This is a genomic window from Streptomyces sp. NPDC059534 (assembly GCF_042743475.1).
Classification (GTDB): Bacteria; Actinomycetota; Actinomycetes; order Streptomycetales; family Streptomycetaceae; genus Streptomyces.
In genome coordinates this window covers 1-20,753 of the sequence record NZ_JBHWAQ010000058.1, presented here as the reverse complement: position 1 = coordinate 20,753, position 20,753 = coordinate 1, and the positions used below count along the sequence as shown (strand labels likewise).

General features: G+C 72.7%; 22 protein-coding genes. 14 read left to right on the top strand and 8 right to left on the bottom strand.

Translation table 11 applies throughout. The features are described from left to right. The first annotated feature begins 38 nt into the window (after window positions 1–38). The gene (locus ACFVZH_RS36925; RefSeq protein WP_384904502.1) at window positions 39–980 is read left to right on the top strand and encodes an NADP-dependent oxidoreductase; all 942 of its coding nucleotides are present in this window, start codon (window positions 39–41) and stop codon (window positions 978–980) included. A gap of 329 nt (window positions 981–1,309) precedes the next feature. On the opposite strand, the gene ACFVZH_RS36920 is transcribed toward ACFVZH_RS36925, so the two are convergent. Next, entirely contained in the window at window positions 1,310–2,200 is an 891-nt protein-coding gene (locus ACFVZH_RS36920; protein ID WP_384904500.1) for a haloalkane dehalogenase, read from the bottom strand. Between the two features lie 95 nt (window positions 2,201–2,295). On the opposite strand from ACFVZH_RS36920, the gene ACFVZH_RS36915 reads away from it, so the two are divergent. Continuing rightward, the gene (locus ACFVZH_RS36915; protein ID WP_384904498.1) at window positions 2,296–2,736 is read left to right on the top strand and encodes a MarR family winged helix-turn-helix transcriptional regulator; all 441 of its coding nucleotides are present in this window, start codon (window positions 2,296–2,298) and stop codon (window positions 2,734–2,736) included. A gap of 107 nt (window positions 2,737–2,843) precedes the next feature. Next, window positions 2,844–3,734: a glycoside hydrolase family 19 protein gene (locus ACFVZH_RS36910; RefSeq protein WP_384904496.1), complete on the top strand. Its 891-nt coding sequence runs from the start codon at window positions 2,844–2,846 to the stop codon at window positions 3,732–3,734. Window positions 3,735–3,827: 93 nt separating this feature from the next. On the opposite strand, the gene ACFVZH_RS36905 is transcribed toward ACFVZH_RS36910, so the two are convergent. Both ACFVZH_RS36905 and ACFVZH_RS36900 read right to left on the bottom strand, forming a co-directional pair. Then, complete coding sequence (locus ACFVZH_RS36905) at window positions 3,828–4,331, bottom strand: MarR family winged helix-turn-helix transcriptional regulator (RefSeq protein ID WP_384904495.1); 504 nt, start codon at window positions 4,329–4,331, stop codon at window positions 3,828–3,830. Between the two features lie 9 nt (window positions 4,332–4,340). Further along, window positions 4,341–4,943: a DJ-1/PfpI family protein gene (locus tag ACFVZH_RS36900; protein ID WP_384904493.1), complete on the bottom strand. Its 603-nt coding sequence runs from the start codon at window positions 4,941–4,943 to the stop codon at window positions 4,341–4,343. 144 nt (window positions 4,944–5,087) lie between these two features. On the opposite strand from ACFVZH_RS36900, the gene ACFVZH_RS36895 reads away from it, so the two are divergent. The 3 genes from ACFVZH_RS36895 to ACFVZH_RS36885 all read left to right on the top strand — a co-directional run bounded on the left by ACFVZH_RS36895 (window position 5,088) and on the right by ACFVZH_RS36885 (window position 8,023). Continuing rightward, complete coding sequence (locus tag ACFVZH_RS36895) at window positions 5,088–6,452, top strand: aspartate aminotransferase family protein (protein ID WP_384904491.1); 1,365 nt, start codon at window positions 5,088–5,090, stop codon at window positions 6,450–6,452. A 71-nt stretch (window positions 6,453–6,523) separates the two neighbouring features. Beyond that, the gene (locus ACFVZH_RS36890) at window positions 6,524–7,237 is read left to right on the top strand and encodes a GntR family transcriptional regulator (protein WP_384904489.1); all 714 of its coding nucleotides are present in this window, start codon (window positions 6,524–6,526) and stop codon (window positions 7,235–7,237) included. 135 nt (window positions 7,238–7,372) lie between these two features. Further along, window positions 7,373–8,023: a hypothetical protein gene (locus ACFVZH_RS36885; RefSeq protein WP_384904487.1), complete on the top strand. Its 651-nt coding sequence runs from the start codon at window positions 7,373–7,375 to the stop codon at window positions 8,021–8,023. Between the two features lie 151 nt (window positions 8,024–8,174). On the opposite strand, the gene ACFVZH_RS36880 is transcribed toward ACFVZH_RS36885, so the two are convergent. Beyond that, a complete protein-coding gene (locus ACFVZH_RS36880; protein ID WP_384904514.1) occupies window positions 8,175–8,879 on the bottom strand; it encodes an SLATT domain-containing protein in 705 nt (234 codons plus the stop codon). Between the two features lie 270 nt (window positions 8,880–9,149). On the opposite strand from ACFVZH_RS36880, the gene ACFVZH_RS36875 reads away from it, so the two are divergent. The 7 genes from ACFVZH_RS36875 (at window position 9,150) to ACFVZH_RS36845 (ending at window position 15,563) form a co-directional block, all read left to right on the top strand. Next, window positions 9,150–9,485, top strand: coding sequence for a YbaB/EbfC family nucleoid-associated protein (locus ACFVZH_RS36875; protein ID WP_015034576.1), 336 nt, complete (start codon window positions 9,150–9,152; stop codon window positions 9,483–9,485). A gap of 90 nt (window positions 9,486–9,575) precedes the next feature. Next, window positions 9,576–10,175, top strand: a complete 600-nt coding sequence (recR, locus tag ACFVZH_RS36870) for a recombination mediator RecR (RefSeq protein ID WP_384904485.1) — start codon at window positions 9,576–9,578, stop codon at window positions 10,173–10,175. A 35-nt stretch (window positions 10,176–10,210) separates the two neighbouring features. Next, the gene (locus ACFVZH_RS36865; RefSeq protein ID WP_384904484.1) at window positions 10,211–10,873 is read left to right on the top strand and encodes a DUF5063 domain-containing protein; all 663 of its coding nucleotides are present in this window, start codon (window positions 10,211–10,213) and stop codon (window positions 10,871–10,873) included. A gap of 151 nt (window positions 10,874–11,024) precedes the next feature. Beyond that, window positions 11,025–12,296, top strand: a complete 1,272-nt coding sequence (locus ACFVZH_RS36860; RefSeq protein ID WP_384904482.1) for an aspartate kinase — start codon at window positions 11,025–11,027, stop codon at window positions 12,294–12,296. Then, entirely contained in the window at window positions 12,293–13,351 is a 1,059-nt protein-coding gene (locus ACFVZH_RS36855) for an aspartate-semialdehyde dehydrogenase (protein ID WP_384904480.1), read from the top strand. The genes ACFVZH_RS36860 and ACFVZH_RS36855 overlap by 4 nt, the downstream gene beginning before the upstream one ends. Before the next feature lie 263 nt (window positions 13,352–13,614). Next, complete coding sequence (locus tag ACFVZH_RS36850; RefSeq protein ID WP_384904478.1) at window positions 13,615–14,367, top strand: SigE family RNA polymerase sigma factor; 753 nt, start codon at window positions 13,615–13,617, stop codon at window positions 14,365–14,367. Beyond that, window positions 14,364–15,563: a hypothetical protein gene (locus ACFVZH_RS36845; RefSeq protein WP_384904476.1), complete on the top strand. Its 1,200-nt coding sequence runs from the start codon at window positions 14,364–14,366 to the stop codon at window positions 15,561–15,563. Before ACFVZH_RS36850 ends, ACFVZH_RS36845 begins: the two co-directional genes overlap by 4 nt. 31 nt (window positions 15,564–15,594) lie before the next feature. Here ACFVZH_RS36845 and ACFVZH_RS36840 read toward each other — a convergent pair whose 3' ends face one another. Both ACFVZH_RS36840 and ACFVZH_RS36835 read right to left on the bottom strand, forming a co-directional pair. Continuing rightward, window positions 15,595–16,335 carry an SURF1 family protein gene (locus ACFVZH_RS36840; protein ID WP_384904474.1) on the bottom strand — a complete coding sequence of 247 codons (741 nt, stop codon included), beginning with the start codon at window positions 16,333–16,335 and terminating at the stop codon, window positions 15,595–15,597. Window positions 16,336–16,409: 74 nt separating this feature from the next. Beyond that, the gene (locus tag ACFVZH_RS36835) at window positions 16,410–18,242 is read right to left on the bottom strand and encodes a prolyl oligopeptidase family serine peptidase (RefSeq protein WP_384904472.1); all 1,833 of its coding nucleotides are present in this window, start codon (window positions 18,240–18,242) and stop codon (window positions 16,410–16,412) included. Window positions 18,243–18,305: 63 nt separating this feature from the next. On the opposite strand from ACFVZH_RS36835, the gene ACFVZH_RS36830 reads away from it, so the two are divergent. Beyond that, window positions 18,306–19,136 carry a class I SAM-dependent methyltransferase gene (locus tag ACFVZH_RS36830; protein WP_384904471.1) on the top strand — a complete coding sequence of 277 codons (831 nt, stop codon included), beginning with the start codon at window positions 18,306–18,308 and terminating at the stop codon, window positions 19,134–19,136. Window positions 19,137–19,167: 31 nt separating this feature from the next. Here the strand turns inward: ACFVZH_RS36830 and ACFVZH_RS36825 are convergent, their stop codons facing one another. Beyond that, window positions 19,168–19,458, bottom strand: coding sequence for a DUF6191 domain-containing protein (locus tag ACFVZH_RS36825; RefSeq protein WP_384904469.1), 291 nt, complete (start codon window positions 19,456–19,458; stop codon window positions 19,168–19,170). 43 nt (window positions 19,459–19,501) lie between these two features. Next, window positions 19,502–20,539 carry an Lrp/AsnC family transcriptional regulator gene (locus tag ACFVZH_RS36820; RefSeq protein ID WP_384904467.1) on the bottom strand — a complete coding sequence of 346 codons (1,038 nt, stop codon included), beginning with the start codon at window positions 20,537–20,539 and terminating at the stop codon, window positions 19,502–19,504. Between the last annotated feature and the right edge of the window lie 214 nt (window positions 20,540–20,753).

Below are 20,753 nucleotides of genomic sequence, written 5' to 3'. Positions count from 1 at the left end.
AATGGCGACGAGGGGGCCTTCCGTCTGAGGAGTACCCCATGCGTGTCGTCGAAGTGACCGCCTACGGCGGACCCGAGGTCCTCAGAATGGCCCGCCGGCCCGAACCGGAGGCCGGGGACGTCCCCGGCCGGGTGCGGGTGCGCCTGAAAGCGGCGGGTGTGAACCAGGCGGACCTGCGCATCCGCGCCGGCCACTACGCCGACGCGGTCGGCGCCCTCACTCCTCCCTTCGTGCTGGGGACGGACTTCGCGGGCAAGCTGCTCGATCCCGTGCCCGGCATGGAGCCGGGCACCCGTGTGGCCGGTTTCGTGCCCTGGTACGAGGAGCTGACCGGCGAGGGCACGTACGCGGAGATCGTCCGCGTCGCCCCGGAGTGGCTGGCCCCGATCCCGGACGACGTGGAGTTCACGGTGGCCGCCTCCCTTCCGCTGGCCTCGGCCACGGCCCAGCAGGGCCTCGACCGGCTCGCGCTCCCGCCGGGCGCGACGCTGCTCGTGACCGGCGCCAGCGCGGTGGTCGGCCGCCTGGCGGTCCAGCACGCCTCGGCCGCCGGAATCCGGGTGGTGGCCGTCGCCTACGAAGGAGACGAGAGCGAACTGAGAGTCCTCGGCGCGGACCACGTCGTCACCCGTGGCACGCCGGAGGACGTGGTCGCGAAGGTGATCGCGGGCGAACCGGAACGGGTGGACGGGGTCTTCGACGGTGCACTCGTCGGCGAGGCGCTCCTCCCCGTGCTGAAGGACGACGGCGTCTTCCTCGCCATCGCCCCCGACCGGATCCCGGTCGCCGAGCGCAACATCCGCGTCGAGACCGTCCGGGCCCAGCCGGACGTCGTCCGGCTCAAGGAGAGCCTCCAGAAGGTCGCGGACCGGGAGCTGATCACCCGGGTGGCCGACGTCATGCCCCTGGAGGAGGCCGCGGAGGCGCACCGCCGAGCGGAGGCGGGACACCGGCCCGGCCGCATCATCCTGATGATCTGACGCCCCGGCCGCCGCCTCACCCCGACCCGCCCCGGCGGGCCCGCCCAAGCGAGGCGGGTCGGGTCGGGGCCGGGCGGGGCTGCCCACACGAGGCCGGGCGTGGCGGGACCACCCCAGGCGATGTCCTGCCCGGACCTGCCCTGCCCGGACCGGACCTGCCCTGCCCGGACCGGCCCTGCCCTGCCCGGACCGGCCCGGCCCGGCCCTGAGCGTCCGGACACCTCTCCAGGTGCGGCCCCGGCCCGAGCGGCAGGACGACACCGGTCCGGCCCGGTCTGGGCGCCGGACACCGCTCCGGTCCGGCCCCGGCCCGAGCCCCCGGACACCGTCTAGGCCGCCCCGTCCCGAGCGTCCCGTCCGCCCAGGCCCTCCCCGTCCGCCCATGTCGTGAGCGCGGCCGCGATCTCCTCGGGCCGGTCTTCCGGCGCCTGGTGGCCCGCGGGGCCGCAGGCGGTCGTGGTGAGGGCGGATATGTGCTCGGCGCACCAGGCCGCCGTAGGGGGGTCGATCATCAGCGTCGGCGAGTCCGAGAAGGTCAGCAGCAGCTTCGGGACCTCGGAGGAGGCCGCCAGCCACGCCCCGTACGCCTCGACGCGGGCCACCACGTCGGCCGGCTCGCGGCCGAGCGGCATCGCGCGCGCCCACTCCAGCATCGGCCGCCGGGACTCCGGGGTCGCGTACGGCGCCCGGTAGACGTCGTGGTCGGCCTTGCCGAGTCCGGTGGTCACGGTGTGCGTGAACGAGTCCTCGATGAAGACGTTCTCCTCCAGGACCATCCGCTCGCCCACTCCCGGCGTGCGGAATGCCTCCCAGCGCCCCCGCGCCTTCTCGGGGAACTCCTCCCAGCTCATCGGGCGCAGGATCGTCTCCATGAACGCCACTCCGCGGACCCGCTCGGGGTGCCGGGCGGCCCAGTCGAAGGCGAGCGATCCGCCCCAGTCGATCCCGACGAGCACCACCTCGTCGAGCCCCATGGCCTCGATCCACGCCTCCAGGTACCGCGCCTGGTCCGCGTAGTCGTAGGCGATGTCCGGCTTGCCCGAGCGCCCCATCCCGATCAGGTCCGGTGCGAGCAGCCGACGCCCGCCGCCGACGGCCGGCAGGACGTGCCGCCAGAGTTGGGACGAGGTCGGGTTGCCGTGCAGGAAGACGAAGGGAGTGCCGGTTCCTTCGCGGGACTCGTAGTGCATCGTCGAATCGAGGACGTCGATCACGGGCATGGCGTTCACTCCCCTAACGTTCGGCTCACTAACGTTCGTGCCACTAATGAAGTTATATCGTTCGGGCCACTAACGCAACGGGTAATCTGCGCGACATGACCGAGCACTCGCCGGAGACCCCGGCGCGCCTCCGCGCCCTCCCCAGTCGCCTCCTCGCCCTCACCGCCGCCCGGGCCGACCGCCTCGTCAGTGCCGGTCTCGCCGCCGAGGACGCCCGCAAGTGGCACTACGCGGCCCTGGTCTCGCTCGACGAGCACGGTCCCGCCAGCCAGGCCGACCTCAGTCGCCGGACCGGCATCTACCGCAGTGACCTGGTCTCCGTCATCAACGAGCTCGTCGACCAGGGCCACGTCGAGCGCACCCCCGACCCGGCCGACCGCCGACGCAACGTCATCACCCTCACGGCGCGCGGCCGCAGGCATCTCGAACGCCTCGACAAGGTCCTCGTCGACGCCCAGGACGAGCTGATGGGTCCGCTCACCGTCGCCGAACGGGCGCTGCTGTCCGGACTGTTGGAGCGTCTGCTCGACCGCTGAGGCAAGTGGAACCCCCACTGTCACAACTTCTGGTCCAGACCTTGACAGGTCCAGACCAATCGCGCTTCGCTTGCCCCGCCCGGACCCCCACCCGGAAGGACGAGCGCATGACGCGCAGACTTCTCACCCTGTTCGCCGCCCTCTGTACGGCGATCGGACTCGCCGTACTCCTCCCCGACTCCCCGGCCGGCGCGGCCCCCGCCTGCGTCGGCGCCTGGAACTCGGGCAGCGTCTACACCGGCGGCATGACCGCCTCGTACAACGGCCACAACTGGTACGCGAAGTGGTGGACCCAGAATGAGCGCCCCGGCTCCTCCGACGTCTGGCGCGACGAGGGCGTCTGCGGCACCGGCGGTGGCGGCACGGACCCGAATCCCTCCGGATTCGTGGTCTCCGAGGCCCAGTTCAACCAGATGTTCCCGAACCGGAACCCCTTCTACACGTACAAGGGCCTCACCGACGCCCTCAAGTCCTACCCCGGCTTCGCCAACACCGGCAGCGACACGGTGAAGAAGCAGGAGGCCGCGGCCTTCCTCGCCAACGTCTCCCACGAGACCGGCGGGCTCTACTACATCGTCGAGCAGAACACCGCCAACTACCCCCACTACTGCGACACGAGCCAGCCCTACGGCTGCCCCGCCGGCCAGGCCGCCTACTACGGCCGCGGCCCCATCCAGCTCTCCTGGAACTTCAACTACAAGGCCGCCGGCGACGCCCTCGGCATCGACCTGCTCAACAACCCCTGGCGGGTCGAGCGCGAACCGGCCGTCGCCATGATGACCGGCCTCTGGTACTGGAACACCCAGAACGGCCCCGGCACGATGACCGCCCACAACGCCATGGTCAACGGCGCCGGCTTCGGCCAGACCATCCGCTCCATCAACGGTTCCCTGGAGTGCGACGGCCGCAACCCGGCCCAGGTCCAGAGCCGGGTCACCAAGTACCAGCAGTTCACCCAGATCCTCGGCGTCCCCGCCGGCGCGAACCTCTCCTGCTAGCCGGTCCGGGCCGTCCGCCCTCGCCTCAGGGCGACGGCGGACGGCCTGTTCACGCCCTCCGGGGATTCCTCCGGCCGTCGGCCCGTCCCGGGTTCAGCCCTGCGACGGCCCCCGGGCCGGGGGCTCGTCGGCGGCGGCCGGATCCTCGTGGTGCGCGCTGACGGACTCCAGCGCGGCGGACAGCCGTTCCAGTACCCGCACCGTCTCGTCGAAGGCGTCCTGGCCGCCGAGCTCCCGAAGGAGCGCGGCGGCCAGTTCGGCGTGGCCCGGGCCGATGCGGCGGACCGCCGCCCGGCCGGCCTCGGTGGGGGCGAGGAGTTTGGCGCGGCGGTGGGCCGGGTTCGGCTCGTAGGCCGCGAGGCCCTCGCGGACGAGCAGGTCCGCGATCCGCTGGACGCTCTGGCGGGTGATGCCCATGACCCGGGCGATCCCGGCGACGGGCAGCGGCTCGGGGAGTACGGCTCCGAGGACCTGCCACCAGGCGGCGGTGAGGCCGGCCGGTTCGGCCAGTCGCTCGGACACGGCGAGGAACTGGCCGTTCAGGCGGAAGACGCCCAGGGCCGTGCGGGAGAGCGCGTCCTGCTGCTCACGACTCATGGTCGCGCCTCAGGAGTTCAGCTCGGCGAAGGCCGCCGGGTCCGAGTCGTGGAAGAGGCGGTACCAGGCGTCCCGCTTGCCCTCGTACGCGCCGAGGCGGGCGAAGACCTCGCGGGCGAACGCGACCGGCTCCGTCGGGCCCGCCGTGATGAGGTCGCCGTCCCGCACGGCGTCCGCGTCCACGTAGTGCTCGCCGCCCTTGTAGCCGGTGGCGGCCAGGTAGAAGGAGACCGCGCTGGTGTGGGGGCGGTCGTCGAGGAGGCCCTCCTTCGCCAGGCCGGCCGTGGCTCCGCAGATCGCGGCGACCGGGACCCCGGCGTCGAGGAAGGCGCGGGCCTTCGCGGTGAACGGGGACAGCTCGTCGCCCTCGTCGTACTTCTCGGCGCCCGGGAGGATCAGCAGGGCGCTGTCCCCGGGGGTGAGGTCGGCGAGCGCGAGGTCGGGGACGATCCGGATGCCGGCGATGGTGGTGACGGGCTCTCCGGCGGCCGGGCCGACGGTCCTGATCGTGTATCCGGCGCGGGCGAGCCAGGCCGTGGCGTGGCCGGTCTCCCAGTCGGCGAGGGTGTCGTAGACGGCGAGGTGGACGGTCGTGGATCCCTTGGCTTCCATGACAGAAGACTGTCATGGCGACAGCATGCTGTCAATAAAGTGGTGGGGAGCGGCCGAGGGAAAACAACGTGTCGCGTCCGCCCCGGTCTCGGTGGACAAGATGGCCATGGCCCGCCCCACCTGCGATTCCTTACCCTCGACCCCATGACCCCTCATGTCATCGAACCCGATCCCCAGGCCGGCGCGGCCGTCAAGGCCGCCGACCGCGCGCACGTGTTCCACTCCTGGTCCGCCCAGGGCCTGATCGACCCGCTCGCCGTCGCCGGCGCCGAGGGTTCGTACTTCTGGGACTACGACGGAAACCGCTACCTCGACTTCACCAGCGGCCTCGTCTACACCAACATCGGCTACCAGCACCCCAAGGTGGTCGCCGCCATCCAGGAGCAGGCCGGGAAGCTCGCGACCTTCGCGCCCGCCTTCGCCGTGGACGTCCGCTCCGAGGCCGCACGCCTCATCGCCGAGCGCACCCCGGGCGACCTGGACAAGATCTTCTTCACCAACGGCGGTGCCGAGGCCGTCGAGAACGCCGTCCGCATGGCCCGGCTGCACACCGGCCGTACGAAGGTGCTCTCCGCCTACCGCTCGTACCACGGCGCCACCTCCACCGCGATCAACCTGACCGGCGACCCGCGCCGCTGGGCCTCCGACAACGGCTCCGCCGGCGTCGTGCGCTTCTGGGCGCCGTTCCTCTACCGCTCGCCCTTCTACGCCACCACCGAGGCGGAGGAGAGCGCGCGGGCCCTCCAGCACCTGGAGGACACGATCGCCTTCGAGGGTCCGGCGACGATCGCCGCGATCATCCTGGAGACCGTCCCCGGCACCGCCGGCATCATGACCCCGCCGCCCGGCTACCTCGCCGGCGTCCGCGAGATCTGCGACAAGTACGGCATCGTCTTCGTCCTCGACGAGGTCATGGCCGGCTTCGGCCGCACGGGCAAGTGGTTCGCCGCCGAGCACTTCGACGTCGTGCCGGACCTGATGACCTTCGCCAAGGGCGTGAACTCCGGTTACGTGCCCCTCGGCGGCGTCGCCATCAACGCCGAGATCGCCGCGACCTTCGACAAGCGGCCGTACCCGGGCGGACTGACCTACTCCGGCCACCCGCTGGCCTGCGCCGCGGCCGTCGCCACCATCCACGTGATGGAGGACGAGAAGGTCGTCGAGAACGCCGCCCACATCGGCGAGACCGTCCTCGGCCCCGGCCTGCGCGAGCTCGCCGAGCGCCACCCGTCGGTCGGCGAGGTCCGCGGCATGGGCGTCTTCTGGGCGCTCGACCTGGTCAAGAACCGCGAGACGCGCGAGCCGCTCGTCCCGTACAACGCGGCCGGCGAGGCCAACGCGCCCATGGCCGCCTTCGGCGCCGCGGCGAAGAAGCAGGGCCTGTGGCCCTTCGTCAACATGAACCGCACCCACGCCGTTCCCGCCTGCAACGTCTCCGAGGCGGAGGCCAAGGAGGGGCTGGCGGCCCTGGACGCGGCCCTCTCGGTGGCCGACCAGCACACCGTGTAACCGCAGTACCGGGGAGGTTTCCTCCGTCTGGACTAGGGTGTCCCGAAACCGGACGGAGGGGGCCGACCACGATGCCCGCGAGCGGAGCTGTCACCCGCAGCACCTTGCGACAGCAGATCGCGGACGCGCTGCGTGACGAGGTGCTCGCGGGCCGTCTCCAGCCGGGCGAGGAATTCACCGTCAAGCAGATCGCGGAGCAGTACGGGGTGTCGGCGACACCCGTACGCGAAGCCCTCGTCGACCTCTGCGCGCAAGGACTCCTCGACTCCGACCAGCACCGCGGCTTCCGCGTCCACCAGTACTCGGTCGACGACTACCGGCGCATGGTCGAGGCCCGGATGCTCGTCGTCGACGGCATCTTCCGCCGCCACGCGCCCGCGCGGCCGCTGCTCCCGCCGCCCTCCGCCGCGGAGCCCGACCTCGGCATCGGGGTCGCGCTCGTCTCCGTACGGCGCCGGGGCGAGGCGGCGGCCCGCGCCGCCCGCGCCGGGGACCTGGACATCCTCATCGGCTACGACATCCGCTACTGGCGCGAGCTGGGCCGCCTGGTCGCCGCCAACGCCTACATCGCCGACTTCCTGCACAGACTGCGCGTCCAGGCATGGGTCTTCTCCGTGCCGTACCTGCGCGCCGAGCGGGACCTCCTCGGCTGGCTGTGGGGCGGGCACGTCGAACTCGTGGACGCGATCACCCGCGGCGACGCCGAGGCGGCCGTGGCGGTCGTACGGGCGTACAACGCGCACTCCCTGGAGTGGGCGGACCGCCTGGAGCAGCGGGAGCGGTGAGCGCGCCGGACCGAAGGCGGCCCGGCCCGGGCGGGTTGAGGCCCGGCCTCCGGGGGCAGGTCCTCAGCGGGTGGGCGTCGTCGGCTGCGCCGACTACCCTGGCCGTCCCTGCAACTGACGGAGAGCGAGCCTCCCTTGGCCTGTGACCTGTGGCTGGTCCCCCTCGTCGACGTGCTGTGCCACAGCCCCGACAACCCCTTCGCCGAAGAGATAGCCGTCTACGACGCCGTGCTCAGCGCGTCCGGTCTGCCGACCGTGCCGGTCTACGCGTACATGCCGGGGCTCACCGGGGACGTCGCCCCCGTCGCGGGCTTCGACTATGAGGCCCTGCACTTCCTGCGCCGCGCCTACCTGCTCCAGATGTGCGGGCTGCCGGTCGAGCCGGTCGGCGAGCTCGGCGGGGACTACGAACAGCTCCTGGAGATGTTCGAGGCGACGGCCCAGCAGTCCCACCTGGTCTGGCACTACGACCACGCGGGCGCGTACGTGCCGGTCGACTTCCCGACGCCGCTCACCACCGACGAGCTCCTGGAGGGCGGCGGCCCGCTCTGCTCCTCGTACGGGCTGCTCCGGGAGCTGCAGTTCGTCGCGCCGTCGATCGGCATCGACCCGGCGAACCCGCCGGCGGCCCCGGTGCCGCCGGAGCGGCCGACCTCCCTGGAGGAGCCGGCCGCGCCCGTCCCGCACGACGGCAGCCCCTTCGCGCGGGAGCGGCACGTGTGGCTGGGGCTGCACGCGGCGGCGACGCGGAGCCTGGCGCAGGGTTCGATGATCATCCTGAGCTGATCCCCGCGCCCCGGCCTCCGAGGCCCGGCCTCCGCGGCCCGGCCCTCGCGTCCGGGCCCCCGCGGCCCGGCCCTCGCGTCCGGCCCCTGCGGCGGCCCGGTCTCACGGGTCCCACCGGCCCCACTCGCCCCGCGGAGCCCCCGGACCGGCCCTAGCGGGCCTCCGGGGGCCGCTGGCGCGGCATGTTCGGGCGGGTGCCGGGCGGGAGCGGGAAGCGGCCCGAGGGGTGGTGGCTCTCGGCCCGCGCGGGCACCACGCCCACCGACTGGAGGGCCAGCGGCGCCGGGCCCGAACGGAACTCGACCATCCAGTCCGCGGTCTCCGCCCGGACGAGCTCCGTCACGTCCTCCGAGAAGCGGCGCAGCACGCCGAGACATCGCTCGGCCGCCTCGCTCGCGGTGCCCTCCGTGGGGCCCAGGACCTCCCGGACGCTCTCCGACGCCCAGTCGAACTGCAGCGCCTGGAGACGGCGCTGCACGGCCTGCGCCGTCGCCACGTCCCTTATCCAGCCGGACGTGACACCGAAGTACCGGTCGCAGGCCAGGCAGGCGGCGCCGAGCAGCAGCGACAGGTAGCCCCAGCCGGCGGTGCCCGCGGCCACGCCGGTCAGATCGAGCAGCGGCAGCGCGGCGCCCGCGATCACCCCGGCCGCCGTCCCGAGCCGCAGCGCCCGGGCGCAGCGGCGCTTCCAGACGCGGTCCGAGAGGTACCACTCGGCGGTGCGCAGGGCATGGGACTCCACCCAGCGGTACAGCTCGTCGAGCCGTTCGGCCGGCTCACCCCAGTCGCCCAGGGGGAACGGCGTACCGGTCAGGTCGCGGTGGACGTCGCCGCCCGGGGGTCCCGGTGGCTGCATCTCCGGCTGCTGGCTCACCGGGGGACTCCTCTGTTCAGCTCAGCGCTCATGTCCTTCTGTGACGTGCGGTGCACGTGGTGCCTGCCCTTCCTACCGCCGAATGGTGGGCGGCGGGCCCGGAATCCCGGGATTTCCGCCCGCAAGAGGGTGTTGATCAGGTAGAGGAGGCCGCAGTTTCTCACTCGAAAGAGTGGTGGAGGCAGGGCGGGCGGGGACCACGTAGGCTCGGCGTACCGACACATACGGACGTACCGAACCTCAGGAGTGACCGTGATTCCCGGTGGTGGCCAGCCGAACATGCAGCAGCTTCTCCAGCAGGCCCAGAAGATGCAGCAGGACCTCGCCCGGGCGCAGCAGGAGCTCGCCGCGACCGAGGTCGACGGCCAGGCGGGCGGCGGCCTGGTGAAGGCGACCGTCACCGGCTCCGGCGAGCTGCGCGGCCTGGTGATCGACCCCAAGGCGGTCGACCCGGAGGACACCGAGACGCTGGCCGACCTGATCGTGGCCGCGGTGCAGGCCGCCAACGACAACGCGCAGCAGCTCCAGCAGGCCAAGCTGGGCCCGCTGGCGCAGGGCATGGGCGGGATGCCGGGCCTGGGCTTCTGAAGCCCGTCTCCCCCGTGGCCGCGACGGGCTTCTAAGGCTCGCTTTCAGCCACTACCGTAAGAAACAAGCACTCCCCTGGAAGGGCGTTCCGTGTACGAAGGCGTGGTTCAGGACCTCATCGACGAACTGGGCAGGCTGCCCGGCGTCGGTCCCAAGAGCGCGCAGCGGATCGCCTTCCACGTCCTCCAGGCCGAGCCGACGGACGTCCGGCGGCTCGCGCACGCGCTGCTCGAGGTCAAGGAGAAGGTCCGGTTCTGCGCGGTCTGCGGCAACGTGGCACAGCAGGAGCAGTGCAACATCTGCCGGGACCCGCGGCGCGACCTCACCGTCATCTGCGTGGTCGAGGAGCCGAAGGACGTCGTGGCGGTCGAGCGGACGCGCGAGTTCCGTGGGCGGTACCACGTCCTCGGCGGCGCGATCAGCCCGATCGAGGGCGTCGGACCGGACGACCTGCGGATCCGCGAGCTCCTCGCGCGGCTCGCGGACGGGGCCGTCACCGAGCTGATCCTGGCGACCGACCCGAACCTGGAGGGCGAGGCCACCGCGACGTACCTGGCGCGGATGATCAAGCCCATGGGGCTGAAGGTGACCCGGCTCGCGAGCGGTCTCCCGGTCGGCGGCGACCTGGAGTACGCCGACGAGGTGACCCTCGGCCGTGCCTTCGAGGGACGGAGGCTGCTAGATGTATGACGACAGGGCCGGTGCGCTCTCAGGGAGGCTGCTCGATGTCTGACGCCACACTGCACTCCGTCACGCAGGACCCCGACGACTTCGCGGTCCAGATCTCCGACTCGATCGAGAGCTTCATCGTCGCGACCACCGAGGTCGCCAAGGGCGACGAGCCGGACAGCGCGGTGCCGTTCCTGCTCCTGGAGATCTCCCAGCTGCTCCTGGCGGGCGGCCGGCTCGGCGCGCACGAGGACATCGTCCCGGACGAGCGGTACGAGCCGGACACGGGTCCCGAGCCGGACGTCGACGAGCTGCGCGAGCGGTTCGCGGTGATGCTGGAGCCGGTCGACGTCTTCTCGGAGGTCTTCGACCCGTACGAGCCGCGCAAGGCCCCCGTCCCGGCCCGGATCTCGGACAACCTGGCCGACATCGTCACCGACCTCCGGCACGGCCTCGCCCACTACCGGGCCGGCCGCACCAGCGAGGCGCTCTGGTGGTGGCAGTTCTCGTACTTCTCCAACTGGGGCCCGACCGCCTCGGCCACCCTCCGCGCCCTGCAGTCCCTCGTCGCCCACGTCCGCCTCGACCAGCCGCTGGCCGCCCTCGACGGCCTCGACACGGACGAGGACCTGACCGAGGACGACCTCGCGGAGGAGGCGGGCCGCGTGATGCTGGAGGAGATCGCCACCCCGCTGGGCCTGCGCAGCCTCAAGAGCTGACGCCCGGCCGCCCCATCGGGCGGAGGAGCGGGTTGATCACTCTCCGAGCAGCGCATCTCAGGATGTGATATCACGCTGGTGTTTTCGGGTCCCTCGTTAGACTGAGCCGATCGCAGCGCCGGCTGCGGCACACACTGAGCGAGGAGCGCACGTGGGCCTTGTCGTGCAGAAGTACGGAGGCTCCTCCGTTGCCGATGCCGAAGGCATCAAGCGCGTCGCCAAGCGGATCGTGGACGCCAAGAAGAACGGCCACCAGGTGGTCGTCGTGGTTTCCGCGATGGGCGACACGACGGACGAGTTGATCGATCTCGCCGAGCAGGTATCCCCGATCCCTGCCGGGCGTGAGTTCGACATGCTGCTGACCGCCGGAGAGCGGATCTCCATGGCCCTGCTGGCCATGGCGATCAAGAACCTGGGCCACGAGGCCCAGTCGTTCACGGGCAGCCAGGCCGGTGTCATCACCGACTCGGTCCACAACAAAGCGCGCATCATCGATGTCACGCCGGGCCGGATCCGCACCGCCCTCGACGAGGGCAACATCGCCATCGTCGCCGGCTTCCAGGGTGTGTCCCAGGACAAGAAGGACATCACCACGCTGGGCCGCGGCGGTTCCGACACCACGGCCGTGGCGCTCGCCGCCGCGCTCGACGCCGAGGTCTGCGAGATCTACACCGACGTCGACGGCGTCTTCACGGCCGACCCGCGCGTCGTGAAGAAGGCGAAGAAGATCGACTGGATCTCCTTCGAGGACATGCTGGAGCTCGCCGCCTCCGGCTCCAAGGTGCTGCTGCACCGCTGCGTCGAGTACGCACGCCGTTACAACATCCCGATCCACGTCCGCTCGTCCTTCTCGGGGCTGCAGGGCACCTGGGTCAGCAACGAGCCGCAAGGGGACCGCAAGGTGGAGCAGGCCATCATCTCGGGCGTCGCCCACGACACCTCCGAGGCGAAGATCACCGTCGTCGGCGTGCCGGACAAGCCGGGCGAGGCCGCGGCCATCTTCCGCGCCGTCGCGGACGCCGAGATCAACATCGACATGATCGTGCAGAACGTGTCCGCCGCCTCCACCGGGCTCACGGACATCTCCTTCACCCTCCCCAAGGCCGAGGGCCGCAAGGCCATCGACGCCCTGGAGAAGGCGAAGACCGCGATCGGCTTCGACTCGCTGCGCTACGACGACCAGATCGGCAAGATCTCCCTGGTCGGCGCCGGGATGAAGACCAACCCGGGCGTCACCGCGGACTTCTTCCGCGCGCTCTCCGACGCGGGCGTGAACATCGAGCTCATCTCCACCTCCGAGATCCGCATCTCGGTCGTCACCCGCGCCGACGACGTCAACGAGGCCGTGCGCGCCGTCCACACCGCCTTCGGTCTGGACAGCGACTCGGACGAGGCCGTCGTCTACGGAGGCTCCGGCCGATGACGCCGAAGCCGACGCTCGCGGTCGTCGGTGCGACCGGAGCCGTCGGCTCGGTGATGCTCCAGATGCTCACGCACCACGCGGACGTCTGGGGCGAGATACGCCTCCTCGCCTCCCCGCGCTCGGCCGGCCGCAAGGCCGCCGTCCGCGGGGAGGAGTGCGAGATCCTCGCGCTGGACGAGGAGTCCCTCGAAGGCGTCGACCTGGCGCTCTTCCTGGTGCCCGAGGCGGTCGCCGCACGGTGGGCACCCATCGCCGCCGCCAAGGGCGCCGTCGTCGTGGACACCTCCGCGGCCTTCCGGGCCGACCCCGACGTGCCGCTGGTGGTCCCCGAGACCAACCCCCACGCCGCGCGCCTGCGCCCCCGGGGCATCGTCGCCAGCCCCGGCTCCACCACCCTCGCGCTGATCGTCGCCGTGGGCGCCCTGCACGCCGAGTTCGGACTCGACGAACTGGTCGTCACCGCCCAGCAGGCCGCGTCCGGCGCCGGTGCGGGACACGGCGGCGTCGAGGCGCTCCGCGCCCAGCTGGGCCTGGTGGCCGGCGACGCCGATCTGGGCACCCACCCCGGCGACGTACGGCGGGCCGTCGGCGAGAGCACCGGCCCCTTCCCCGGCCCCCTCGCGCTCAACGTCCTGCCCTGGTCGGGCACGGCGGGCGCCGACGGGGCCTCCTCGGAGGAGGAGCACGTCCGGGACGAGACCCGCAGGATCCTCGGCCTGCCCGGACTGCGGGTCGCCGCCACCTGCGTCCGCGTGCCCGTCGTGACCGGGCACTCGGTCTCCGTGCACGCGCGCTTCGAACACCCCGTGCCGGTCGGGCGGGCGCACGAGGTCCTGGCGACCTCGCCCGGCGTCGTGCTGTACGACGACCCGGCCGCGGGCGACTTCCCCACCCCCGCCGACGTCGTCGGCACCGACCCCGCCTGGGTCGGCCGGGTCCGGCGCTCCATGGACGACGAGCGGGCGCTCGACTTCTTCGTCTGCGCCGACAACCTGCGCAAGGGGGCGGCCCTGAACGCCCTTCAGATCGCGGAATCGGTCGTCGGCACTTTGTAGGATCTGTGAACGTCCTGTGAGCAAATAGGCGTCAGATATCCCTTGAACTGCGGCGATGCCGTGGACGAGGATGCTTTTCCCCCTTGCCGCAACCAACGGCCGGGTGGAGGCGTCTTCGCGTGCACCCACAGCTGTGTGGCGCGGAGCGCGCTGTGAAAGCGGGGCACAGGGGGAGAACGGTTACACATGAGTACATACGACTCACCGTCAAAAAGGGTGGCGTACGCGTACAACCCTGTCGGGGGGACGTGTGTCCAACAGGCGTGGCAGAGGTACTCGACATCGCGACCATCGCTCCGCTCCGCGGCGCGGGAACAGCCGTGCTCCCCGTCAGGGGCGCCGCCGTGCTCCCCGTCCGGGGCGGCGCCGTCGGCCCCGTACGCGGCTCCGCGGTCCGTCCCTTCAGACGGCCGCGCGCGCTCGGCGGGATGCCGGTGATCGCCCCCGTGCCCGCCGCACCCCGCGCCACGGGCATCGACGCCATCCCGTCGCCCCGCACGAGCGCCGAAGCCGCCACGGCCGCCGGAACCACCGTCGACCACCTCACCGAGACCTACCGCGCCCACTACCGGTCGCTGCTCGGACTCGCCGCGCTCCTCCTCGACGACACCGCCTCCTGCGAGGACGTCGTCCAAGAGGCGTTCATCCGCGTCCACTCGGCCCGCAAACGGGTCCGCGAGCCCGAGAAGACGCTCGCCTACCTCCGCCAGACCGTCGTGAACCTCTCCCGGTCCGCGCTGCGCCGCCGCATCCTCGGCCTCAAGCTGCTGTCCAAGCCCATGCCGGACATGGCCAGCGCGGAGGAGGGGGCGTACGAGCAGCTGGAGCGCGAGGACCTCATCAAGGCGATGCGCGGACTCCAGCGGCGCCAGCGCGAGGTGCTCGCCCTGCGGTACTTCTCCGACATGACCGAGGCTCAGGTCGCCGAGACGCTCGGGATATCCCTGGGCTCGGTGAAGGCGTACGGCTCGCGGGGCATCGCGGCGCTGCGAGTCGCGATGGGAGCGACGGCATGACCGACACCCCCGGCAAGGCGCCCGGCGAGGAAGGCGGCGACGCTGCCGAGGAGCGCGCCGCCCTGGAAGAACGCAACGACGTGAGTGGACAGCGCATGGTGAACATCGAGCCCGGGCCCGGCGAGGGCGACGGGGACGACGAACTCGCGCTGCGGCGGCTCTTCCAGGGAGCCGTGGCCGGCCTGGAGCCCTCGCTGGGCTCCCTGGAGCACCTGCGCCGTGCCGTGCCCGCGCGCCGCGCCCGCAAGCGGCAGGCGTTCGTCGGCGCCTGCGCCGCCGCGGTCCTCATCGGAACGGCCGTTCCCGCCTTCGTGCACGTCGCCTCCTCGGGCGGACTCTCCGCCGCCAACCCGGTGAACGCGGGCCACGGCGAGGACGCCCAGGGCGGCACCGCGGCCGAGACCGGCGGCGCGGGCGGCCAGGGCTCCAAGACCCCCGCCGGCGCCGTCTCGCCGAGCCAGGGCGCCGCCGACGGCACCGCCGGCAGGCCGCAGTCCGCGGGCGCCGAGGGCGGCCCCCGGACGTCCCAGGACACCGGCGGCGGCTCCGCGCCGCGCTGCGGCGCCGACCAGCTCGGCGTCACCCGCGAGGGCGCCGACGGCCCCAACGACGAGGGCAGGGTGTACGGCACCTTCCGCATCGCCAACGTCTCGGGCTCGAACTGCGTCGTGGACGGCAGCGGCGTCGTGGGCTTCGAGGCCCGGGGCGCGGCCGACCCGGGGCGGATCTCCGTGGTCCGGCACACCTCGGGGGACGGCGGCAGCGGGCTGCCCGACCCCTCGCAGGAGTCGTCCTCGCTGCTGCTCAAGCCGGCCGCCTCGTACGAGGTGAAGTTCGTCTGGGTGCCGAGCGAGACCTGCCCGACGACCGGGACCAGCCCGACCCCGACGCCGACCACCCCGACCGAGCCGCCGACCACGCCGCCGCCGACGGACCCGCCCACCAGCACCGCCAACCCCGAGCCCACCTCGGGCGGTGCCGCCGGCGGCACCGGGACGGGACCGGGCACCGGCACGGAGGCGGGCGCGGGCTCGGAGTCCGGTGTCGTGGCCCAGCTGCTCCACGAGGACGGGCCGGCGGACGGCAGCGTCGTCATCAGCCACACCGCGGAGCCGGGCGGCCCCACGGCCTCGGCGGTCGTCGCCAACGCCTGCGCGGGCACCATCTACCGGACCGGGATCCTGGGCGGCTCCTGAGCCCCGCCCAGGGGGCCCGCGAGCGGGGCCTCTACAGGCCCAGCGCCTCGTCCCGGGTCGCCTCCGCCTCGCGGCGCACCAGGCGGAACCACATGAAGACGACGAAGCCCGCGAAGACGAACCACTCGGCCGTGTAGCCGAGGTTCTGGAACGCCTTCGCGTCCAGGCCGGTGCCCGCCGCGGCGGCGGCCGGGACCGGCGTCAGGCCGGCGGGGGAGTCGGCGAGGGTGATCCAGGCGTCGTAGACGTCGTCCGGGACCACGTTCACCAGGGCCGCCGCGCTGATCATGCCGAGCTGGCCCTCGGGCAGTCCGCCCGCCGCACGGACGCCCTTCGTGCCCACGTTCTCCGACGCCTGGAGCGCGCCCACCACCGCGACCTCGCCGGACGGCGGGGCGGGGGCCTTCGCGCCCGTGGGGAGCCAGCCCCGGACCACCGGCAGGGACCGGCCGCCGTCCGTCTTCAGCAGCGTCAGGACGTACGAGCCGGACCGGCCGTCCAGCTCGCGGTCGGGGACGAGGAACTGCTCGCCGAACCGGCCGCGCGCCTCCGCGGGGCGGCCCGAGGTCTCGGTGTCCACCGGCAGCAGGGAGGCCAGCGGCGCCGCCTGCAGCGTGCTCACGGCGGGCCGCTGCTCGGCCTCCTTGTGGGAGTCGACGCGGTCCTCGAACTTCCCGAGCTGCCAGGTGCCCATGAAGACGCAGAACGGGATCGCGAGGAGGACGAAGGCGTTGATCCCCCACCAGCGGGGCGTTCTCAGGAACCGGTACACGCCCCCCACGGTACGCAAGCGGGCTCGGTCCCCCGTCGGCCGGGTCCCGGAGGCCCGGCCGACGGGCCGGCCGGTCAGGCCGGGCCGGCCGTCCCCAGGTGCTTGGCGGCGAAGGCCAGGTCCAGGGCGACCTGCTTGATCCGCTCCTCGACCACCAGCGAGCCGTGGCCCGCGTCGTACCGGTACACCTCGTGGACCGCGCCCCGGGCCGCGAGCCGGTCCACGTAGTTGTCGATCTGACGGATCGGGCAGCGCGGGTCGTTGACGCCCGCCGAGACGTGCACCGGGGCCTTCACCGCGTCCACGTACGTCAGCGGCGACGAGGCCGCGTACCGCTCGGGCACCTCCTCCGGCGAACCGCCGAGCAGGGTCCGGTCCAGGGCCTTGAGGGCCTCCATCTCGTCCTCGTAGGCCGTGACATAGTCCGCGACCGGGACCGCCGCCAGACCGACGGCCCAGTCGCCCGGCTGGGTGCCCAGACCGAGGAGCGTGAGGTAACCGCCCCACGAGCCGCCGGCGAGGACCAGCCGCGACGGGTCGGCGAGACCGCTCGCCACCGCCCACGAGCGGACCGCCGCGATGTCCTCCAGCTCGATCAGGCCGACCCGGTGCTTGAGCGCGTCGGTCCACTCCCGGCCGTATCCGGTCGAGCCCCGGTAGTTCACCCGCACCACCGCGTACCCGTGGTCCACCCAGGCCGCCGGGCCCGACGCGAACGCGTCGCTGTCGTGCCAGGCCGGGCCGCCGTGCACCTCGAAGACCGTGGGGAAGGGGCCCTCGCCGCCGGCCGGGCGCTGCACGAGCGCGTGGACCCGGCCGCCGGGGCCGTCCACCCACACGTCCTCCACCGGCACCGACGCCGGCGCCTTGGGGCCGGGCGGGTCGAGGACGACCCCGCCGGCCGTGGAGCGCACCACCGGCGGCTCGGCGGCCGAGGACCACAGGTACTCGACGCTGCCGTCGGGCCGGGCCGTGGCGCTCGACACCGAACCGGCCGGGGTCTCCACCCGCACCAGGGCGCCGGTGGCGATCTCGTACCGCCAGAGCTCGCTGCGCGCCTCGAAGCTGTGCACGATCAGCAGACCGGAGCCGTCCGGATACCACTCGGCCGACACGTCGCCCGGCAGGTCGAGCCGGAGGTCGGTCTCGGTGCCCGCGGCGACGTCCCAGAGCATCGGCTCCCAGCGGCCCCGCCGCTGGTGCCCGACGAGCAGCCGGGAGTCCCCGGCCACCGGGGCGAAGCCGAGGACGGTGAGCCCCAGCTCCTCCGTACCGCCCTTGGTGTCGTCGAGCTCGGCCAGCACGCCCGCGTCCGAGGCCCGCAGCACGCGCAGCGCCGAGTGCATCGCGTCGCCGTGCTCGGTGTGCTCGATCGCGATCAGCGAACCGTCGTACGAGAGGTCGCCGACCCCGGCCGACTCCCGGTGCCGGTAGATCTCGACCGGGGCGCCGGCCCCGGGACGTACGAGATGGACCGTCGAGCCGTCCTCGTCGGTGGAGCGGCCCACCACGAGCGTGCCCTCCCGGCCGATGGCGAGACCGGCCGGGTAGGACGCGGCGAGGGCGGGCACGGCGGGCTCGTCCGGGCCGCCGGCGAACGGCTGGCGCATCCACACGCCGAACTCGTCGCCGTCGGTGTCCGCGAACCACCAGATCCACGCGCCGTCCGGGGACAGCGTGCCGTCCGTCGTGCCGTTCGGCCGGTCGGTGACCTGGCGCTGCGCCCCGCTCGCCCGGTCCCAAGCGTACAGCTCGTACGTCCCCGTCGCGTTGGAGACGAACAGGGAGCGGTCCGGGGCCTCCTCGGCCCACTCGGGCAGGGAGACGCGCGGTGCGCGGAAGCGCTGCTCCCACGTGGGGGTCCGGTCGGTGGGCCCGTCGTTCTTGCTCTCAGTCATGGCACCCATGATGCTCCGGGCGGCCGACAATTCGGGTCGCGCCCTCGGCGGCCTGTGGATAACCTCGCCGACATGTACTCTCCGACCCCCGAGGACTGGCGCGAGGCCAACCGCGCACGCTGGGACGAGCGCGTCCCGATCCACGCGGCGAGCGACTTCTACGACCTCGACGCCTTCCGCGCGGGCAAGGACGCCCTGCGGGACTTCGAGCTCGCGGAGATCGGCGACGTCACCGGGCGCTCCCTGCTGCACCTCCAGTGCCACATCGGCCTCGACACGCTCTCCTGGGCCCGGCACGGCGCCGCGCACGTCGTGGGCCTGGACTTCTCCGAGCCGGCCGTCGAGACGGCCCGCTCGCTCGCCGCCGATCTGGGCCTCCCGCAGGAGCGGGCCGCCTTCGTCGCCGCGGACGTGTACGACGCTGCGGAGGCCGTCCCGGACCGCGCGTACGACATCGTCTACACCGGCAGCGGGGCGCTGTGCTGGCTCCCGGACCTCGACCGCTGGGCGGAGACCGCCGCCTCGCTCGTCGCTCCGGGCGGCTTCCTCTACGTGGCCGAGTTCCACCCGCTGACGGACTCGCTCGACGACGAGACCGGCAGCCGGATCGTGCACGACTACTTCGTCCGCGACCCCTGGGTGGACACCTCGCCGGGCACGTACGCCGATCTCGACGCCGCCACCGTCCACAACCGCAGCGTGGAGTGGGTGCACCCGGTGGGCGAGGTCGTCACGGCGCTCGCGAAGGCGGGCCTGCGGATCGAGTTCCTGCACGAGCACGACGCGTCGCTGTTCCCGCGCTACGGCGCGCTCCAGCGGCACGACGACGGCTACTACCGCTTCCCCGCGGACCGTCCCCGCATCCCCCTGATGTACTCGGTCAAGGCATCCCGCCCGGCCTGAGGCCCCACGGCCGGCGGCCCCGGCCCGAGCCCTACGGCCTGCCGAGCCTGATGACGGCGCGCCCGCCCTTCAGATCCACCGAGGAGTGGTGCGGCGGGGCGCCGTCCTCCTCGTCGTCGCGCATCACGAGCGCGCTCTGACGTTCCTTGAGCTCGTTCTGCTTGCCCTGCGAGAACGTGGCGTGCAGCTGCTCGAAGCCGGTCGCGGAGACCTGGCCGGTGCGCTTGCCGCGCCCGCTCATGCGCAGCAGCTGATCGGCGAAGGCGACCAGGGTCAGCACGATGACCAGACCGGGCAGCGTCACGAACACGGCGAACTCCATCCGGCCATCAGAGCACAGGCCGGGTGCCCTGTCACCGGCCCCGTCAGGGGCGCAGCGGCGCTACGTGGTGGGTCCGGCGGCCGTCCGCGCCGAGGACCTGCGCGCCTATCTTGTGGGTGCGCAGCGAGAGCGACGTCCCCGTGATCCGGAGTCCCGGCGCCGCCCGGACCATGGCCGCCGTGACGGCGTGCAGCTCGTCGACCGTACGCAGCCACATCGCGAGCGACAGGTTGTGCCGTCCGGTGACCGAGGTGACCAGCAGGGTCTGCCGCAGCCGGGTCAGCGCCGCCACGGTCGCCGGCACGTCCAGGGGCTGCACGTCGGCGGTGACCATCGCCCAGACCGGGCGGCCGGAGAACCGGGGGGCCGCCTGGCAGTGGTGGTGGAGCACGCCCGCGGTGGTGAGGGTCTCCAGCCTGCGCCGCACGGTGGACTCGCTGGTGTCGCACTGCCGGGCGAGTTCGGCGGCGCTGCGGCGGGCGTCCCCGGCCAGCTCCGCGACCAGTCTGCGGTCGAGGTCCGTGACGTAGGGGTACGCGCGCGCGTGGGCGGCGGCGCGTGGCTTCCGGTCGCTGGTCGCGGCCTCGGCGAGCGGGTGGGCCTGCCCCGGGGGGAGCTGTTCGAGCCGGGAGCGGTAGGGGCGGTTGTGCAGCCGCGTGACGACCCGGGTGCGGGACCGGATGACCCCGGGCAGCCGCCGGATGCGTTCGGTGAGGTAGGCGTCGAGGGCGTGCAGGTCGGGGGAGACCACGAGCAGCACCAGGTCGGCCTCGCCGGTCACCTGGTGCACGCCGAGGGTGCACGGGTCGCCCGCGACCTGGAGGGCGATGGCCTCCGCGTCGCCGGGGACGCACTCCAGCTCGACCCAGGCGTGCAGCGTGGCGTCGTGCCCCAGGCGGGCGGTGAGCAGGGAGTTCCAGGCGTAGCCGTCCGTGTTGAGGTGCTCCCAGCGTCTGGCGAGGGTGTCGGGGCTCGCCCCCAGGACCGCCGACAGGTGGGTCCAGCTGGCGCGCGGGGCGATCTGCAATGCGTGGATCAGTGACCGATCCGCTTCTCCCAGGACGGATTCCCCGGTATGCATGTACCTCCTTGGTCGATCCCGGGCGAACCCTGGGTGTGAGCGCCGCGAAGCCCCAGGATGTGACCAGGGCAAATGCATTCAAGCCGCAATGGTGGCTGATTGCCATGAAATCCGTCCTAAGACCGTGTCCTATGTGGTGAGGCGTCGTTGGCTTCGGTATGGGGCGGGGTACATGGAGTTGGATTGTTCCGGACGGGCTGTGGGAGATCGCGGA

What these genes read in the sequence shown, in the direction of transcription:
- ACFVZH_RS36925 (WP_384904502.1), top strand. Translation starts at nt 39, where the DNA reads ATGCGTGTCGTCGAAGTGACCGCCTACGGCGGACCCGAGGTCCTCAGA.
- ACFVZH_RS36920 (WP_384904500.1), bottom strand. Translation starts at nt 2,200, where the DNA reads ATGCCCGTGATCGACGTCCTCGATTCGACGATGCACTACGAGTCCCGC.
- ACFVZH_RS36915 (WP_384904498.1), top strand. Translation starts at nt 2,296, where the DNA reads ATGACCGAGCACTCGCCGGAGACCCCGGCGCGCCTCCGCGCCCTCCCC.
- ACFVZH_RS36910 (WP_384904496.1), top strand. Translation starts at nt 2,844, where the DNA reads ATGACGCGCAGACTTCTCACCCTGTTCGCCGCCCTCTGTACGGCGATC.
- ACFVZH_RS36905 (WP_384904495.1), bottom strand. Translation starts at nt 4,331, where the DNA reads ATGAGTCGTGAGCAGCAGGACGCGCTCTCCCGCACGGCCCTGGGCGTC.
- ACFVZH_RS36900 (WP_384904493.1), bottom strand. Translation starts at nt 4,943, where the DNA reads ATGGAAGCCAAGGGATCCACGACCGTCCACCTCGCCGTCTACGACACC.
- ACFVZH_RS36895 (WP_384904491.1), top strand. Translation starts at nt 5,088, where the DNA reads ATGACCCCTCATGTCATCGAACCCGATCCCCAGGCCGGCGCGGCCGTC.
- ACFVZH_RS36890 (WP_384904489.1), top strand. Translation starts at nt 6,524, where the DNA reads ATGCCCGCGAGCGGAGCTGTCACCCGCAGCACCTTGCGACAGCAGATC.
- ACFVZH_RS36880 (WP_384904514.1), bottom strand. Translation starts at nt 8,879, where the DNA reads ATGCAGCCACCGGGACCCCCGGGCGGCGACGTCCACCGCGACCTGACC.
- ACFVZH_RS36865 (WP_384904484.1), top strand. Translation starts at nt 10,211, where the DNA reads ATGTCTGACGCCACACTGCACTCCGTCACGCAGGACCCCGACGACTTC.
- ACFVZH_RS36855 (WP_384904480.1), top strand. Translation starts at nt 12,293, where the DNA reads ATGACGCCGAAGCCGACGCTCGCGGTCGTCGGTGCGACCGGAGCCGTC.
- ACFVZH_RS36845 (WP_384904476.1), top strand. Translation starts at nt 14,364, where the DNA reads ATGACCGACACCCCCGGCAAGGCGCCCGGCGAGGAAGGCGGCGACGCT.
- ACFVZH_RS36835 (WP_384904472.1), bottom strand. Translation starts at nt 18,242, where the DNA reads ATGGGTGCCATGACTGAGAGCAAGAACGACGGGCCCACCGACCGGACC.
- ACFVZH_RS36830 (WP_384904471.1), top strand. Translation starts at nt 18,306, where the DNA reads ATGTACTCTCCGACCCCCGAGGACTGGCGCGAGGCCAACCGCGCACGC.
- ACFVZH_RS36825 (WP_384904469.1), bottom strand. Translation starts at nt 19,458, where the DNA reads ATGGAGTTCGCCGTGTTCGTGACGCTGCCCGGTCTGGTCATCGTGCTG.
- ACFVZH_RS36820 (WP_384904467.1), bottom strand. Translation starts at nt 20,539, where the DNA reads ATGCATACCGGGGAATCCGTCCTGGGAGAAGCGGATCGGTCACTGATC.